This is a genomic window from Klebsiella sp. HMSC16C06 (genome assembly GCF_001808325.1).
Lineage (GTDB): Bacteria > Pseudomonadota > Gammaproteobacteria > Enterobacterales > Enterobacteriaceae > Klebsiella > Klebsiella variicola.
The window spans coordinates 536,484-552,033 of the sequence record NZ_KV793012.1 but is presented as its reverse complement, the minus strand read 5'-3'; the positions used below and the strand labels follow the sequence as shown (position 1 = coordinate 552,033).

13 protein-coding genes and 1 tRNA gene are annotated in these 15,550 nt (G+C 56.2%); 2 read left to right on the top strand and 12 right to left on the bottom strand.

Features of this window, described 5'->3' with window-relative positions; translation table 11 throughout:
* Positions 1-134 precede the first annotated feature (134 nt).
* Positions 135-617, top strand: a complete 483-nt coding sequence (locus tag HMPREF3142_RS21475) for a zinc ribbon-containing protein (RefSeq protein ID WP_032691348.1) — start codon at positions 135-137, stop codon at positions 615-617.
* A gap of 45 nt (positions 618-662) precedes the next feature.
* Here the strand turns inward: HMPREF3142_RS21475 and HMPREF3142_RS21470 are convergent, their stop codons facing one another.
* The 11 genes from HMPREF3142_RS21470 to miaB all read right to left on the bottom strand — a co-directional run bounded on the left by HMPREF3142_RS21470 (position 663) and on the right by miaB (position 13,922).
* On the bottom strand, positions 663-2,456 hold the full coding sequence (locus tag HMPREF3142_RS21470; protein WP_070612544.1) for a filamentous hemagglutinin N-terminal domain-containing protein: 1,794 nt from the start codon (positions 2,454-2,456) through the stop codon (positions 663-665).
* Between the two features lie 64 nt (positions 2,457-2,520).
* Positions 2,521-4,191, bottom strand: a complete 1,671-nt coding sequence (locus HMPREF3142_RS21465; RefSeq protein ID WP_070612542.1) for a ShlB/FhaC/HecB family hemolysin secretion/activation protein — start codon at positions 4,189-4,191, stop codon at positions 2,521-2,523.
* A 372-nt stretch (positions 4,192-4,563) separates the two neighbouring features.
* Entirely contained in the window at positions 4,564-5,289 is a 726-nt protein-coding gene (locus HMPREF3142_RS21460; RefSeq protein WP_008805645.1) for an amino acid ABC transporter ATP-binding protein, read from the bottom strand.
* Positions 5,289-5,963, bottom strand: a complete 675-nt coding sequence (gene gltK / locus HMPREF3142_RS21455) for a glutamate/aspartate ABC transporter permease GltK (RefSeq protein ID WP_012542451.1) — start codon at positions 5,961-5,963, stop codon at positions 5,289-5,291. Before gltK ends, HMPREF3142_RS21460 begins: the two co-directional genes overlap by 1 nt.
* Positions 5,963-6,703 (bottom strand): amino acid ABC transporter permease, encoded by a 741-nt coding sequence (locus HMPREF3142_RS21450; RefSeq protein ID WP_002894709.1) that lies wholly within the window; start codon positions 6,701-6,703, stop codon positions 5,963-5,965. The genes gltK and HMPREF3142_RS21450 overlap by 1 nt, the downstream gene beginning before the upstream one ends.
* 164 nt (positions 6,704-6,867) lie before the next feature.
* Positions 6,868-7,779 carry an amino acid ABC transporter substrate-binding protein gene (locus tag HMPREF3142_RS21445; protein ID WP_012542450.1) on the bottom strand — a complete coding sequence of 304 codons (912 nt, stop codon included), beginning with the start codon at positions 7,777-7,779 and terminating at the stop codon, positions 6,868-6,870.
* Between the two features lie 355 nt (positions 7,780-8,134).
* Complete coding sequence (gene lnt, locus HMPREF3142_RS21440; RefSeq protein ID WP_070612540.1) at positions 8,135-9,673, bottom strand: apolipoprotein N-acyltransferase; 1,539 nt, start codon at positions 9,671-9,673, stop codon at positions 8,135-8,137.
* A gap of 128 nt (positions 9,674-9,801) precedes the next feature.
* Positions 9,802-10,680, bottom strand: a complete 879-nt coding sequence (corC, locus tag HMPREF3142_RS21435; protein WP_004197606.1) for a CNNM family magnesium/cobalt transport protein CorC — start codon at positions 10,678-10,680, stop codon at positions 9,802-9,804.
* Positions 10,681-10,827: 147 nt separating this feature from the next.
* Positions 10,828-11,301, bottom strand: a complete 474-nt coding sequence (gene ybeY / locus HMPREF3142_RS21430) for an rRNA maturation RNase YbeY (protein WP_002894722.1) — start codon at positions 11,299-11,301, stop codon at positions 10,828-10,830.
* Complete coding sequence (locus HMPREF3142_RS21425; protein ID WP_008805649.1) at positions 11,298-12,344, bottom strand: PhoH family protein; 1,047 nt, start codon at positions 12,342-12,344, stop codon at positions 11,298-11,300. Before HMPREF3142_RS21425 ends, ybeY begins: the two co-directional genes overlap by 4 nt.
* 153 nt (positions 12,345-12,497) lie before the next feature.
* Positions 12,498-13,922, bottom strand: coding sequence for a tRNA (N6-isopentenyl adenosine(37)-C2)-methylthiotransferase MiaB (gene miaB, locus HMPREF3142_RS21420; RefSeq protein WP_012542448.1), 1,425 nt, complete (start codon positions 13,920-13,922; stop codon positions 12,498-12,500).
* 179 nt (positions 13,923-14,101) lie between these two features.
* Here miaB and ubiF point away from each other — a divergent pair, with 179 nt between their 5' ends.
* Entirely contained in the window at positions 14,102-15,277 is a 1,176-nt protein-coding gene (ubiF, locus tag HMPREF3142_RS21415) for a 3-demethoxyubiquinol 3-hydroxylase (protein ID WP_032739319.1), read from the top strand.
* Between the two features lie 119 nt (positions 15,278-15,396).
* Here the strand turns inward: ubiF and HMPREF3142_RS21410 are convergent.
* A tRNA-Gln gene (locus HMPREF3142_RS21410) sits at positions 15,397-15,471 on the bottom strand.
* Between the last annotated feature and the right edge of the window lie 79 nt (positions 15,472-15,550).

Below are 15,550 nucleotides of genomic sequence, written 5' to 3'. Positions count from 1 at the left end.
TCAAAACAGCCTTTCGCACATTAACATCGGCAAAAGCCGCGCTGATTATTTCGCGACTCTGTGGCTTGTCAGACACAGCGGGAGAGGAATAAGGTCTATTATCAGAAGACGTTAACCACACCGGAGGCGAAATGATGAACAAGGTTGCTCAATATTACCGTGAACTGGTCTCCTCGCTCAGCGAACGGCTCCGCCATGGAGAGCGCGATATCGACGCGCTGGTGACACAGGCGCGGGAAAAAATCGCCCGCGCCGGCGATCTCACGCAGAGCGAGATCGAGTCGGTGATTGCGGCAGTAAAACGCGATCTCGAGGAGTTTGCCCGCAGCTACGAAGAGAGTCATGAAGACGAGAGCGACAGCGTGTTTATGCGGGTGATCAAAGAGAGCCTGTGGCAGGAACTGGCTGATATCACCGACAAAACGCAGCTCGAGTGGCGCGAAGTCTTTCAGGATCTGAATCACCACGGCGTGTACCACAGCGGTGAGGTGGTCGGCCTGGGCAATCTGGTCTGCGAGAAGTGTCACTATCACCTGGCAGTGTATACCCCGGACGTGCTGCCGCGCTGTCCGAAGTGTGGCCACGATCAGTTCCAGCGTCGGCCCTTCGAACCCTAAGCGGTGCGAAAACGATGCGCGAGGCTTCGCGCATCGTGGTTTGTCTTATTTCACGGTGTTGACTTCGGTGCTCTTGAAATACTGTTTCCCACCCATGTCGCTAACATATTTCTGCGATGAGTTGAGTACCAGTTTATCGGCGGTTAAGGTCCCGACGCCGCATTTCGCCAGGCCCAGTATGCCGCAACTTTTACCACCATTGACCACTTTGGTGGCGGTTAACGTCATATTGCCGCCCGCGCTGAGGGTGGAATAGTTGTAGATCGCGCCTTTATTTTTGGTATTTAAGGTCAGGTCGCCGGTGCTGCTGATCTGCCCTTCGTTGGTGATATCTGAGTAGGTCGTGATTGAAATATTCTTTGCATTGATAGTGCCATTGTTGCTTACCACGCCATGATCGGTGGTGATATCGGCCGCCTTCATATAACCATTTTGATTCAGCCAGTAGCTGTGGGCGGTAATGGCATTGGTGGCTTCCATGCGACCGCTGGTGCTTTGCGCCAGCGTACCGTTGGTCTGCAGGTTGATATTTTCGCCTGTGATATTACCGAGGTTATAGATTTCCCCGCTGTTTGCGCTGCCATCCTGCTTAAGCGACTGAATGGTGGTTTGGCCGGTAGAGTTAATGTTGCCGGTGTTTTTAAAGCTGTCGCCAACAAACGTCAGGCTGGTATTTTTGGCGCTGATTTTGCCTTCATTGAAGAAATCGCCCATCGCCGTGATGGAAATCTGGTTATTTGACAGCAATGAGGATTTTTCCTCGTTGCTGATTTTCCCGCCGCTGGTCAGCGTTAAACCGTTGGTGCCGGTGATCGAACCGGATTTAAAGCTCGTGATGTTACTGTTGGCGGAGGCAATCAGCTGGCCGCCGGTGAGCGATCCAGTATTGACGATAGAGCTCCCACTGGAAAGCATTAAGTAATAAGCGCCGGCGATGCTGCCGTCATTGGTGATCCCCGTGGCGGTGGAAACCTGGCTCAGCAAACCTTTGCCCGTTATTGTCCCTTTGTTCAGCAGGTTACCGTTGCTGGTGAGCTGCAGCGTGCTGTTAGCGACAATGGAGCCCTGGTTACGTACGCCAAAGCCGATGTTATTGCCGACCATGCTGATGCTGTTGGCGGTGATGCCGCCAAGGCTGCTGACGTCGATGCTGTACTGCGGGTTGATCGTCATTTCGATAAGCGTCGCTTGTTTACCTGCAGAGGTTATCGCGCCAGAGCTGTTATCCATGGTGAAGCGACCTGCGCTGACCAGGGCATTATTGGCCTGTACTTTACCGTTAATCTTAATCGCGTCGGCGAGCAGAACCGCGTAGCCGTTAGCGGCGTTCATGCCATTTTCGCCGATGGTGAGGGTGCCGCCCGATACGGTATAGCTGCCGATGGCCCCGTCGTCGGTCATATTAACCTTACCGGTGGTCAGGATGGCCTTGTTGGTATTGACAAAGCTACAGCCGGAGCAGGTTATGCCGTTCGGGTTGGCGATCACCACGTCCGCTTTCTGACCGTTAACTTCGATAAAGCCCTTCAGGCTACTGGCGTTTTTAGAGGTGACCTCGTTCAAAATCACCGAGGCGCTGCCGGCGGTCAGATTATTGTTACGAGCGATATTGCCAAAGGTGCTGTGGCTGACATCGTCGCCGCTGTTATTGAGGATGGTGCCATTGGTGCCAACGTTGAAGTCGCGGTACAGGTTATGGGAGACGCCGGCGGCGTTCGGCTTTTCAATATCAATAACCGTGGCGCCGGAAGAGTGCGTATAGCTGGTCGGGTCGGCATACACCACCGACGAGGTTAATACTGCCGCCAGCGCGACATAAGAAGCTTTAAACTTAAACATTTTATTTATTCCTTTAAATTAAGATTAATAAACAACGTAGCTGAAAGAATCGATAATGATTGAATTAATACCTCCACTGTAATGAAAAGCCCATATTCAGAGCGTCGCTATGAAACTTATCTGGTTTACTGAGCGGGGTGCTAATAAACAGATCGTATTGCGTTGACCATAGCTCGCCGCGCAGGCCGCTGACGGCGCCGGAAAGGACTTTGCCTTTTTGATACAGATCGGCGCCAATAAGGCGACCCACATCCGCGCCCAGATAGAATTGCCGCTCGCTGCTGGGCAGATCCCAGATAAAATCGTTGCGCCAGTACCATCCCTGATTGCCGGACAGGCTGTTTTCACCGTCAAAACCGCGCACGCTCCAGCGACTACCAATATTGAATTTATTATCGGAAGCGAGTTTGTCCGGGCTGAACTGGGCGCTCAAGCGGGGAGCCCAGGTAAATTTGTCGCCGGTGGCGTCAAATTTCATTAGCGCCTGCAGATTACCATGCACGATCCGTGACAGCGGGCTGTATAACCCGGCCTTTTCCTCCGGCGTTGGCGTTGAGCTGAGCCACGGCAGGCTGCGCTGGATGCCGATGCTGGCATCAACAATCTTTTTGTTAAAGTAGTGCTGGTGGTTGAGGGTGAACTCCCAGGCGGGTGTCTGCTTGCGCATCACCTGTAACTCACTGCCGCCGAAGTAATAATGCGAGGTACTCTTGGCGATCCGCAGGTCGGCGGTGGTTTTTTGCTGCCGGGTGTGGGAGAGCAGACGACTCAGCGTGGCGCTGTAGTAGCGATTTTTACTCTTATAATCCATCGTCGACCAGTTGCCGTTAAACTGCTGGCGATACTGGCTGTATGCCCCGTAGGCGCTGAGTGTCCAGTAGCCGAAGGGGATGGAGTAATACAGGCTGCCGTTGTGGTTGCCGTCGTTATGCTGATTGAATTCAATATCGCCCCCGCCGGAAAGGTACAGGATATCGTTGAGGGTGGTCAGGTCATAGAGATAGAGGGCGCCGCCGGCCTGGTAGCGGCCGCTGGCTTTGCTGCCGGCGTCGTCAAGCCAGGCGCCAAGCTGCCATTTTTTCGCCAGGCTGCGGGCAATCTGGATATCGCTTTCTCCCTCGTGCTGGCCTGGCAGCAGTTTCATGTGCGCCGTGGCGCCGGGCAGACGCTGCAGATTGGCCATCCCCTGCTCAAGATCGCTTAAGCGCAGGATTGTGCCGGAAGAGGTTGGCAGTGAATTCCACAGGCGGGTGGTGTCCGAGCCGTCGGCATAGCCGATAGCGCCCACTTTGCCATAGTGCAGCGTCAACCTGAGCATGCCCTGCTCCAGCGACTGGGAGGGCACATCAATCAGGGAGGTGATGTAGCCTTGCGCAATCAGCTCGTTTTGCAAGGTATAGGCCAGCAGGCGAATACCTTCGCTGCCGAGGCAGCGGCCCTGCGCCTGCTGCGCGGTTTTCGCCAGTAATTTCCGGGTGAGCGCCTGGTTATCGGAGTCGATATCGACCCGGTTGATCAATTTACAATGCGTTTCCTCAGGGAAAGGGATACCCTGCGGCGCCACGCGCTGTTGTGAAGACTGAAAGTCCTGTTGCTGCGGAGCCAGCGCCTCCTGGCGGGCTTTATCCTGTTCCGTCTGGTGAGCCGAGGTGGTCAACTGTGCGGCCCCGGCGGCTGAGGTGCCCGCCAGAGTGATAAACAGTAGCCCGGTGAGCGTGCGAGATCGAATTAACATGAAGCAATATCCATTTGTTTCATTGGTTCGGTGGCGCATCCGTTATTCTGCGTGCGGCAGAGAATATTGATGGCCTTTATTTCGCGCAGGCGAGGTCAGGCAAGAATATTATATTCAATTAATAAAATAATCGTGCAACGAACCTGTTACGAGGCGTTATATGCTAGCGGCGGTAGTGAAGCAGATCCACGAATTCATTAGTGAATTCTTTATGAATTGATCAATTTAATAAATAAGTTCAGCTTTTATCACTGAGGTTTATTTGGTACGTAAATGATAGTAGCGATAACCGGCCACATAAATAATATTGAAGAATAATATGGCGGGAAAGATAAGCTGCGCATACCGGGCGGTATGCGCAGCGAATAACGATTAATGCAGAATTTTGGCGAGGAAATCTTTGGCGCGATCGGATTGCGGATTGGCAAAGAAGGCTTCTTTATCGGCATCTTCGACAATCTTCCCTTCATCCATAAAGATCACCCGGTTCGCCACCTTGCGGGCAAAACCCATTTCATGGGTCACGACCATCATGGTCATCCCCTCGTTGGCCAGTTCGACCATGACGTCCAGCACCTCGTTAATCATCTCCGGGTCAAGCGCTGAGGTGGGCTCATCAAACAGCATAGCGATCGGGTCCATACACAGGGCACGGGCAATGGCCACGCGCTGCTGCTGACCACCGGAGAGCTGCGCCGGATATTTTTCCGCATGCGCCGCCAGGCCAACGCGCTCCAGCAATTTGAGGCCTTTCTTGCGCGCTGATGCTTTATCGCGGTTAAGCACTTTGACCTGCGCCAGCGTCAGGTTGTCGATAATCGACAGATGAGGGAACAGTTCAAAATGCTGAAAGACCATTCCGACGTGCGAGCGCAGTTTAGCCAGGTTGGTCTTTTTATCGTTAACCACGGTGCCGTCGACGATAATCTGCCCCTGTTGCACAGGCTCAAGGCCGTTTACGGTTTTAATCAGCGTGGATTTACCGGAGCCTGACGGCCCGCAGACCACCACGACTTCACCTTTTTTCACTTCCGTGGAGCAATCGGTCAGCACCTGAAAGTGACCATACCATTTTGAAACGTTTTTCAGGGTAATCATTACACAGTCCTTTTCTTCAACCAGCTGACCAACAGCGAGGCGCTGAGGCTAATCACAAAATAGACGCCGCCCGCGAACAGGATCATTTCGACCTGGGTTCCGTCGCGCTCACCAATGGTGGAGGCGGTACGGAAGAAGTCGGCGAGGCTCAATACATACACCAGCGAGGTATCCTGGAACAGGACGATCCCCTGGGTAAGCAGCAGCGGCACCATGGCGCGGAAGGCCTGCGGCAGGATCACCAGCCGCATTGACTGCCAGTGGGTCATCCCCAGCGCCAACGCGGCGCCGGACTGGCCGCGGGAGATGCTCTGGATGCCGGCGCGGATAATCTCTGAGTAGTAGGCGGCTTCGAACATCGAAAAGGCCACCATCGCCGAGATCAGGCGAATATCCGTTTTCGGCGACAGCCCCAGCACATTCTGCAGGAAGCCCGGAACAATCAGGTAAAACCACAGCAGGACCATCACCAGCGGGATAGAACGGAATACGTTAACGTAGGTTTTAGCAAACCAGGCCAGCGGCAGAAAGCTGGACAGGCGCATCACCGCCAGCAGGGTGCCCCAGACGATACCGACCACGATGGCGATCACCGTAATCTTCAGGGTGATCACCAGCCCTGCCAGCAGATAGGGCATAGACGGAACGATCGAACTCCAGTCAAAATCGTACATTATTTGCCTCCCATATTGCCAGGCAGGCGAACCTTACGCTCGACCACATACATAATCAGCATAATCACCGCGTTGATGAAGACGTAGGCCAGGGTGATGGCCGTAAAAGACTCCCAGGCATGAGCGGAGTAGTCCAGCAGTTTGCCCGCCTGCGCGGCCATATCGGCAAGACCGATGGTGGAGGCGATGGCCGAGTTTTTCACCAGGTTCATCATTTCCGAGGTCATCGGCGGCACGATAACGCGGTAGGCGTTCGGCAGCAGCACGTAGCGGTAGGTTTGCGGCAGGGTCAGGCCCATCGCCAGACCGGCGTTCTTCTGCCCGCGCGGCAGCGACTGAATGGCGGCGCGTACCTGCTCGCAAACGCGGGCGGCGGTAAACAGCCCCAGGCACAGCATGGAGGAGACAAAGAACTGAATGTTTGGGTCCAGCTCCGATTTAAACCACATGCCGATATTTTCCGGCAGGAATTCCGGCACCACCAGGTACCAGGTAAAGAACTGCACGATCAGCGGCACGTTGCGAAACAGTTCGACATAGCAGGTGCCAATGCCCGAGAGGAAGCGATTGGGGACCGTGCGTAAAATGCCAAACAGTGAGCCGACGAGAAAAGCGATGATCCAGGCCGAGATGGAGAGGGCGACGGTTATCTGAAAACCGCTCCACAGCCAGCCCAGGTAGGTAGTGTTGCCGAAGGGGGCCTGTTGCAGGAATATCCCCCAGTTCCAGTCTATTGACATACATGACTCCTGGAAAAAAAAGGGTAGCCATTGCTACCCTCGAAGACGGTTGTCCAGCTTGTTTCGGTATTCGCGGCGGCTGGGGAACGACCAGCCACCGTATAGTCTGTCCGTGCTGTGACAATCATCGGGAGGGCAGGATATCCCGCCCCTGGTTGTTATAATTAGTTCAGTGCTTTGTCATTAGGTGATTTGAACAGCGCTTTCATGTCGTCAGACAGTTCGAAGTTCAGGTTAAGGTTTTTCGGCGGAATTGGATTTTTGAACCATTTATCAAACCATTTCGCCGCTTCGCCAGAGGTCTGGGCCTGAGCAACGGTTTCATCGACCAGCGCTTTGAACGACGGATCGTCTTTACGCAGCATGCAGCCATAGGCTTCTTTCGACTGTGCGGTGCCGACGATTTCCCAGTTATCCGGTTTCTTCGCCTTGGCGCGTTCGCCGGCCAGCAGAGCGTCATCCATCATAAAGGCCACGGCGCGTCCGCTTTCCAGGGTGCGGAAAGAGTCGCCATGATCTTTGGCGCTGATAATGCGCATATTCATTTTTTTCTCATCGTTCAGCTTATGCAGCAGGATCTCTGAGGTGGTTCCGGAGGTGACAACGACCGCTTTATCCTTCAGGTCCGGGAAATCTTTGATCGGACCGCCTTTCTTCACCAGCAGACGGGTGCCGACCACGAAGATGGTATCGGAGAAGGCCGCCTGTTTCTGGCGCTCAAGGTTGTTGGTGGTTGAGCCGCACTCGAAATCAAAGGTGCCATTCTGCAGCAGCGGGATACGGTTCTGCGAGGTGACAGGGATCAGTTTGACCTGCAGGTCCGGCTTGTTCAGCTTTTTCTTGATGGCATCAACGATGGCGTTGGAGTAGTCCTGAGAGTAGCCCACAACCTTCTGCTGGTTATCGTAGTAAGAGAACGGGACTGAAGATTCACGATGGCCGACAACGATAACCCCATTTTTGGCGATCTTATCCAGGGTGCTCTGGCCTGCCGCCGGGGCGGCATCTTCTGCGTGTGCCAGACCGGCGGTCACACCCATGACCAGCATTGCGGCGGCCAGTTTACGTAATTGCATATCCAACTCCTTATCCGTAGCGTCAGCGGCGCTATTGATACCCATTGTGATTGTGTGTGTTGTTATTCGAGGCACGCGTCCACGTGCCGCATTTGTATGTGTTTGTTAGCATTTAGTTTGGCTTAATGTAAAGATTTTGCTGTTTTATTGTTTATTTTTGCGAAGTGCTCCGCACCAATGGGAGGCAAAGATCTTCTATTGCACCAAAATAGCGCGACCGCCGAACGTTTATGGTGCAACCCGGTTGCACTGGGTCGGACGATGGCGCTACCAGGGAGAATAAAGCAATGACTGTGCCAGGATGGCTGGCGCGGGGAGAAAAAATGCCGGCGACGGGCGTCGCCGGCGGAGAAACTTATCGGCGACGCTGACGCAGGCTCATCAGTAGCGCAGCGAAGCCTAACAGCGCCGTCAGCGCCCATAGCGGCCAGTTGCCGGTGCGGGCGTAAGGGGTTAAGCCGCTGGTGGGCGTCACGGTGGTGGTCAACACCTCGCGGGTAAACTGCGGGATCATCTTCTGGATCTCGCCGCGCGGGCCGATCACCGCAGTAATGCCGTTGTTGGTGCTGCGCAGGAGTGGGCGGGCCAGCTCCAGGGCGCGCATCCGCGCCATCTGGAAGTGTTGCCACGGACCGATGGACTTACCGAACCAGGCGTCGTTGGAGATGGTCAGCAGGAAGTCGGTATCCGGCCGGAAGTTATCGCGTACCTGTTCCCCGAGGATGATCTCGTAGCAGATGGCGGCGGTCAGCTTCAGGTTATGCGCCATCAGCTGCGGCTGCACGTAGGGGCCGCGGCTGAAGGAGGACATCGGCAGGTCAAAGAACGGCGCCAGCGGACGCAGAATCGATTCCAGCGGCACAAACTCACCGAACGGCACCAGATGATTCTTGTTGTAACGGTTGGTCGAGTCGTAGCGGTACGGGTTATCTTTACCGAGGGTAATGATGGTGTTGTAGGTATCGTAGCGGTTCTGCTTATTGAGACGCGCATCGACAATGCCGGTGATCAGCGAACTGTCTTTTGCGCGCAGCAGATCGTCCATCATGCTGAGGAACTGCTGCTGGTTGATCTCCAGATCCGGGATCGCCGACTCGGGCCAGATAATCAGCTGCGAGTGGCCGATATGCGGCTGGGTCAGCGCCAGGTAGGTTTTCAGGGTGTTGACCAGCTGCTTCTCGTCCCACTTCATGGCCTGTGGGATATCGCCTTGCACCAGCGAGACCTGGGTCGCGCGCTCCGGCAGCAGCTGATACCACTGGATATAGCGCAGCGGGAACGGCAGGGCGAGCAGCAGCGCGGCAATAGCCAGCGGCTTCCAGTTACGCTGGACGAGGGCCAGGGCCAGCAGGCCGCTAACCATCATCAGCAGGAAGTTGATCGCCTCGACGCCCATCACCGGCGCGAGACCTTTCAGCGGGCCGTCGATCTGGCTATAGCCGAACTGCAGCCATGGGAAGCCGGTCAGCACCCAGCCGCGCAGGAACTCGGTGATTTGCCAGACGACGGGAGCGGCGATAGCCACCCGCAGCCAGCTGGTTTTGGGCCACAGCCGGGAGAGCAGGCCGGCAAACAGGCCGGTATAGAGCGAGAGATAGGCCGCCAGCAGAACGACGAGGAAGACGTTAACCGGACCTGGCATACCGCCGAATTGCGCGATGCTGACATAGACCCAGTTGATACCGGTGCCAAACAGCCCGAATCCCCAGAAATAGCCGATCCCGGCGCTTTGCAGCGGGCGTCGGTTGAGGGTCAACGCCTGCAGACCGATCAGCGAAACGATAGCTGCCGGCCAGAAGTCATAAGGTGAAAAAGCCAGCGTTCCGCTGGCTCCGAATAGCAGCGCCAGCAGCAGACGTACGCCCTGGCGTTCAAGAAGAGAGGCAAATACCATTTAGGCTAATCGTCCCGTAAATTAACGCCTGTTGCCACAGGCTATGCTGTTTGCCAGCAGGGGGAGGGGACAGCCGGGGATCGCCCACGGTCTGTCTCCCGGCTGGCTGTGACCTTCAGCGCCGCGGCTTACTCTTCCAGCTTCGGCTGGGGAGCGTCATCGGGCAGCTTTACATGCACCTGAATGATACGACGGCTATCTGCCATTGCCACCTTGAATTGGTAACCATCAATGTCGATAGATTCGCCGCGGGCTGGCAGATGACCAAAGGCCTGCATCACCAGCCCACCAATGGTATCCACTTCTTCATCGCTGAAGTGCGTGTCGAAGGCGTCGTTGAAGTCTTCGATGGAGGCCAGAGCGCGCACCGTCCAGGTGTGGCGGCTCAGCTGGCGGAAATCGATATCTTCTTCTTCGTCGTATTCGTCTTCAATTTCCCCGACGATGAGCTCAAGGATATCCTCGATGGTCACCAGGCCGGAGACGCCGCCGAATTCGTCAATAACGATCGCCATATGGTAGCGCTGTGAGCGAAACTCTTTCAGCATGCGGTCGACCCGCTTGCTTTCCGGGACGACAACCGCCGGCCGTAACACTTTTTCCATGCTGAAGGCTTCGGCGTCGCTGCGCATAAACGGCAGCAGATCCTTGGCCATCAGAATCCCTTCGATGTGATCTTTATCTTCACTGATGACCGGGAAACGCGAGTGGGCGGATTCGATAATGACATCCAGGCACTCGTCCAGCGTCTGGTTACGTTTCAGGGTTATCATTTGTGAACGGGGGATCATAATGTCGCGGACCCGCTGGTCGGCGATATCCATTACCCCTTCGAGCATGTCACGCGTATCTTCATCGATAAGATCGTTCTGCCCGGAATCACGGATCAGCGCCAGCAGTTCATCACGGTTTTTCGGTTCCCCGTGAAAAAGCTGGCTGAGTAACAGGGAGAAAAATCCCTTTTTGCTGTTTACTGTGTCACTACTGTGTGAATTGTCGTCGCTCATGGCGTCGTTTGGGTTCTCATGTTGATTTAACTGTCGCTCGTCGCGCGTAAACTCAGCGCCGGACGGCATGGGTTGCCTGACGTTCAGGCTGGCAAAATGCAGGAACAGCGGCCGGATGCGGCGCAAGCGCCGCCATCCGGCAGGGGGCTATTCAGCAATCTTCTCGGAAATGTACGGGTCCTCATAGCCCAGAGCAAGCATTATCTCTGTTTCAAGGCCTTCCATCTCTTCCGCTTCGTCGTCTTCGATATGATCGTAGCCCAGCAGATGCAGGCTGCCGTGCACCACCATATGCGCCCAGTGCGCCTCCAGCGGTTTACCTTGCTCGCTGGCTTCCTGCTCCACCACCTGACGGCAGATGATCAGATCGCCGAGCAGCGGCATTTCAATCCCCGGCGGCGCTTCAAACGGGAAGGAGAGGACGTTGGTCGGCTTATCCTTGCCGCGGTAGGTCAGGTTCAGCTCGTGGCTTTCTGCAACATCGACCAGACGAATCGTTAACTCTGACTCCTCCTGAAATGGCGGAATGACGGCATCGACCCAGCGCTGAAAAAGGGCTTCGTCCGGCAGGCCGCTGGTCTCTTCGCAGGCCAGCTGTAAATCGAGGATCACCTGACTCATTTTTGCTCCTGTTCCTGGGCTTCGCGTTTGCGCTCGGCGGCCAGTTCTGCTTTACGTTTCTGGTCTGCGGCTTCCCACGCCTCATAGGCGTTCACGATGCGGGCAACCACCGGATGGCGCACCACGTCTTCGCTATGGAAGAAGTTGAAGCTGATCTCATCGACTTCGGCCAGCACTTCGATGGCGTGGCGCAGACCGGATTTGGTGCTGCGCGGCAGGTCAATCTGCGTGATATCGCCGGTGATCACCGCCTTGGAGTTAAAGCCGATGCGGGTCAGGAACATCTTCATCTGTTCAATGGTGGTGTTCTGGCTTTCATCAAGAATGATAAAGGCGTCATTCAGCGTTCGTCCGCGCATATAGGCCAGCGGGGCCACTTCGATGACGTTACGCTCAATCAGCTTCTCCACTTTCTCAAAGCCGAGCATCTCAAACAGCGCGTCATACAGCGGGCGCAGATATGGGTCGACTTTCTGGCTCAGATCGCCGGGCAGGAAGCCGAGCTTTTCGCCAGCCTCGACGGCCGGACGGGTCAGCAGAATACGGCGGATCTCCTGACGCTCCAGCGCATCGACCGCCGCCGCCACCGCCAGATAGGTTTTACCCGTCCCCGCCGGACCCACGCCGAAAGTGATGTCATGATCGAGGATATTGGCGATGTACTGCGCCTGGTTCGGCGTACGCGGTTTGATCACCCCGCGCTTGGTCTTGATATTGACGGCTTTCCCGTACTCCGGCACGCTCTCGGCGCTCTGCTCCAGCACGCGCGCCTCTTTGATCGCCAGATGGATCTGCTCCGGCTCAATATCCTGAATCTGACCGCGCATCGGCGCCGTATCGACATACAGGCTGCGCAGAATATCGGCGGCGGCGTGTACGCAAATAGCGCGTCCGGTCAGTTTAAAGTGATTGTCACGGCGGTTGATCTCAATGCCTAACCGACGCTCCAGCTGTTTGATATTGTCGTCAAACGGGCCGCACAAGGCTAACAGGCGTGCGTTATCCGCTGGCTCCAGGGTAATTTCACGAGTGTCTATGTTCAAACTGTTCCTCTTTACGCAGGTGGCCGGACGCGGCGCGTGGCCGGCTAATCAGGAAATTATTTACGTCACAGGAAAATGGCGCAAGCATTGCTGTAGATATAGGGACGGAGAGAGGAATTACAAGGCCTGCCGGAACCGACAGGCCTGAAGGGATCACGGCTGATAGATACCCACGCCAAGATCGTTCTCTTTACGGGTGCGGGCAATCACTGATTCAGGTGATTCAGCGATACGCAGACCCATCTCCGCCTCGGTACGCACGATTTTGCCGCGCAGCGAGTTGGTGTAAACATCGACGATTTCAACATCGACGAATTTACCGACCATATCCGGCGTACCTTCGAAGTTGACCACGCGGTTGTTCTCGGTGCGCCCGGAAAGCTCCATCAGGCTCTTACGCGACGTGCCTTCCACCAGAATGCGCTGTACCGTGCCGAGCATGCGACGGCTCCAGGCCATCGCCTGCTGGTTGATCCGCTCCTGCAGAATATACAGACGCTGCTTTTTATCCTCCTCCGGCACGTCATCGACCATATCGGCCGCCGGGGTGCCCGGACGAGCGGAGAAGATAAAGCTGTAGCTCATATCGAAATTGACGTCGGCGATTAGCTTCATCGTCTTTTCGAAATCGTCTGTAGTTTCGCCAGGGAAGCCGACAATAAAGTCAGAGCTTATCTGAATATCCGGGCGCGCCTCACGCAGCTTGCGAATAATCGCTTTGTACTCCAGCGCGGTATGGGTGCGTCCCATCAGATTCAGAACCCGGTCAGAACCGCTCTGCACCGGCAGGTGCAGGAAGCTCACCAGTTCCGGCGTATCGCGATAGACCTCGATGATATCGTCGGTAAATTCGATCGGGTGGCTGGTGGTGAAGCGAATACGGTCGATGCCGTCGATAGCGGCGACCAGACGCAGCAGATCGGCAAAGCTGCCGGTGGTGCCGTCGTAATTCTCACCGCGCCAGGCGTTAACGTTCTGGCCCAGCAGATTAACCTCACGCACGCCCTGCGCCGCCAGCTGGGCGATTTCAAACAGGATATCGTCGCACGGACGGCTGACCTCTTCTCCGCGGGTGTACGGCACCACACAGTAGGTGCAGTATTTGTTGCAACCTTCCATAATCGAAACAAAGGCGGTCGGGCCGTCGGCGCGCGGCTCTGGCAGGCGATCGAATTTTTCAATTTCCGGGAAGCTGATATCAACCACCGGGCTGCGGTTGCCGCGCACGGCGTTAATCATCTCCGGCAGGCGGTGCAGGGTTTGCGGCCCGAAAATAATATCGACATAGTGTGCGCGCTGACGAATATGGTCGCCTTCCTGGGAGGCCACGCAGCCGCCAACGCCAATAATCAGGTCCGGGTTTTTCTCTTTCAGCAGCTTCCAGCGTCCGAGCTGATGGAAAACTTTTTCCTGGGCCTTCTCACGAATTGAGCAGGTATTGAGCAACAGCACATCTGCTTCTTCCGCCACTTCGGTCAGTTGATACCCATGTGTCGCATCCAGCAGATCGGCCATCTTTGATGAATCATACTCGTTCATCTGACAGCCCCAGGTTTTAATATGGAGTTTTTTTGTCATTGACTTGCTCATGCTCAGTAATAGATATCCAAAACGCGGGGATATATACAGGGTGAATTTCGCTTTCCAGGGCGCGTATTGTAATGCTTTGGTCGCCCCCTGACCAGTGCGAGCGTTATCACCGCAAGGGAACAAAAAATCCGGTAAACTTAACGGATTCTGCTTTAAGGATAATAGCCATGACAATTCACGCAACAGATGTCGCCATCGTGGGCGGCGGCATGGTCGGCGGCGCCCTGGCGTTGGGGCTGGCGCAACAGGGATTTACCGTGACGGTGCTTGAGAAAACGGCGCCTCCGGCTTTCGATCCGGCATCCGCCCCGGATGTGCGGATCTCGGCTATCAGCGCAGCTTCGGTCGGCCTGCTGAAGAGCCTCGGCGTCTGGGATGCCGTACGGGCGATGCGCGTCCACGCTTATCGTCGTCTGGAGACCTGGGAGTGGGAGAGCGCGCACGTCGCCTTTGACGCCGCTGAGCTCAAACTGCCGGAGCTGGGCTACATGGTCGAGAACAAGGTCCTGCAATGGGGCCTCTGGCAAGCGCTGGCGGCGCATGAAGGGGTCACCCTGCGCGTTGGTAGCGAACTGGAGGCGATGCAGCGCGGCGAGGCGCATACCGTGCTGCATTTACGCGAGGGAGAGGCGATCCACGCCCGGCTGGTGATCGGCGCCGACGGCGCCAATTCTCAGGTGCGGGAGATGGCCGGCATCGGCGTACACGCCTGGCAGTATCAGCAGTCTTGTATGCTGATCAGCGTCGAATGCGCCGACGATCCCGGCGACAGCACCTGGCAGCAGTTTACCCCCAGCGGGCCGCGCGCCTTCCTGCCGCTGTTCGACCACTGGGCCTCGCTGGTCTGGTACGACACGCCTGCGCGGATCCGTCAGCTGCAGGGCATGACCATGGCGCAACTCCAGCAGGAGATCGCCAGTCACTTTCCGGCGCGGCTGGGTCGTGTGACGCCGCAGGCGGCCGGCGCTTTTCCGCTCACCCGGCGTCATGCGCTGCAGTATGTCCAGCCCGGCCTGGCGCTGGTGGGCGATGCGGCGCATACCATTCATCCGCTGGCGGGGCAGGGGGTTAACCTTGGCTACCGCGATGTGGATGCCCTGCTGGAGATCCTGGCGGAAGCGCGCGGTCGAGGCGAAGACTGGGCCAGCCTGCTGGTGCTGAAGCGCTACCAGGCGCGGCGGCGAGCGGATAATTTTATCATGCAGTCGGGGATGGATTTGTTTTATGCCGGTTTCAGCAATGACCTGGCGCCGGTGCGGATGCTGCGTAATATTGGCCTGATGGCGGCTGAACGCGCCGGGGTGTTGAAGCGTCAGGCGCTGAAGTATGCCTTAGGCTTGTAAAACCGGCTTCCCGGGCAGGGGCGTAGTGGAGAGCGCCTGCCCGGCAGTCAGTACTGCGTAAGCGTGTCAGGACGCCAATAGCAAAAAAGCTCACCGAAGTGAGCTTTTTTGCATTTAAGTGGCTGGGGTACGAGGATTCGAACCTCGGAATGCCGGAATCAGAATCCGGTGCCTTACCGCTTGGCGATACCCCAACAAATTGTTTCGGAATTATCGATGCGTATCGATACGTCCTGAATATGGTGGCTACGACGGGATTCGAACCTGTGACCC

What these genes read in the sequence shown, in the direction of transcription:
- ybeY (WP_002894722.1), bottom strand. Translation starts at nt 11,301, where the DNA reads ATGAGTCAGGTGATCCTCGATTTACAGCTGGCCTGCGAAGAGACCAGC.
- HMPREF3142_RS21465 (WP_070612542.1), bottom strand. Translation starts at nt 4,191, where the DNA reads ATGTTAATTCGATCTCGCACGCTCACCGGGCTACTGTTTATCACTCTG.
- HMPREF3142_RS21475 (WP_032691348.1), top strand. Translation starts at nt 135, where the DNA reads ATGAACAAGGTTGCTCAATATTACCGTGAACTGGTCTCCTCGCTCAGC.
- HMPREF3142_RS21445 (WP_012542450.1), bottom strand. Translation starts at nt 7,779, where the DNA reads ATGCAATTACGTAAACTGGCCGCCGCAATGCTGGTCATGGGTGTGACC.
- lnt (WP_070612540.1), bottom strand. Translation starts at nt 9,673, where the DNA reads ATGGTATTTGCCTCTCTTCTTGAACGCCAGGGCGTACGTCTGCTGCTG.
- gltK (WP_012542451.1), bottom strand. Translation starts at nt 5,963, where the DNA reads ATGTACGATTTTGACTGGAGTTCGATCGTTCCGTCTATGCCCTATCTG.
- ubiF (WP_032739319.1), top strand. Translation starts at nt 14,102, where the DNA reads ATGACAATTCACGCAACAGATGTCGCCATCGTGGGCGGCGGCATGGTC.
- HMPREF3142_RS21450 (WP_002894709.1), bottom strand. Translation starts at nt 6,703, where the DNA reads ATGTCAATAGACTGGAACTGGGGGATATTCCTGCAACAGGCCCCCTTC.
- corC (WP_004197606.1), bottom strand. Translation starts at nt 10,680, where the DNA reads ATGAGCGACGACAATTCACACAGTAGTGACACAGTAAACAGCAAAAAG.
- miaB (WP_012542448.1), bottom strand. Translation starts at nt 13,922, where the DNA reads ATGACAAAAAAACTCCATATTAAAACCTGGGGCTGTCAGATGAACGAG.
- HMPREF3142_RS21470 (WP_070612544.1), bottom strand. Translation starts at nt 2,456, where the DNA reads ATGTTTAAGTTTAAAGCTTCTTATGTCGCGCTGGCGGCAGTATTAACC.
- HMPREF3142_RS21460 (WP_008805645.1), bottom strand. Translation starts at nt 5,289, where the DNA reads ATGATTACCCTGAAAAACGTTTCAAAATGGTATGGTCACTTTCAGGTG.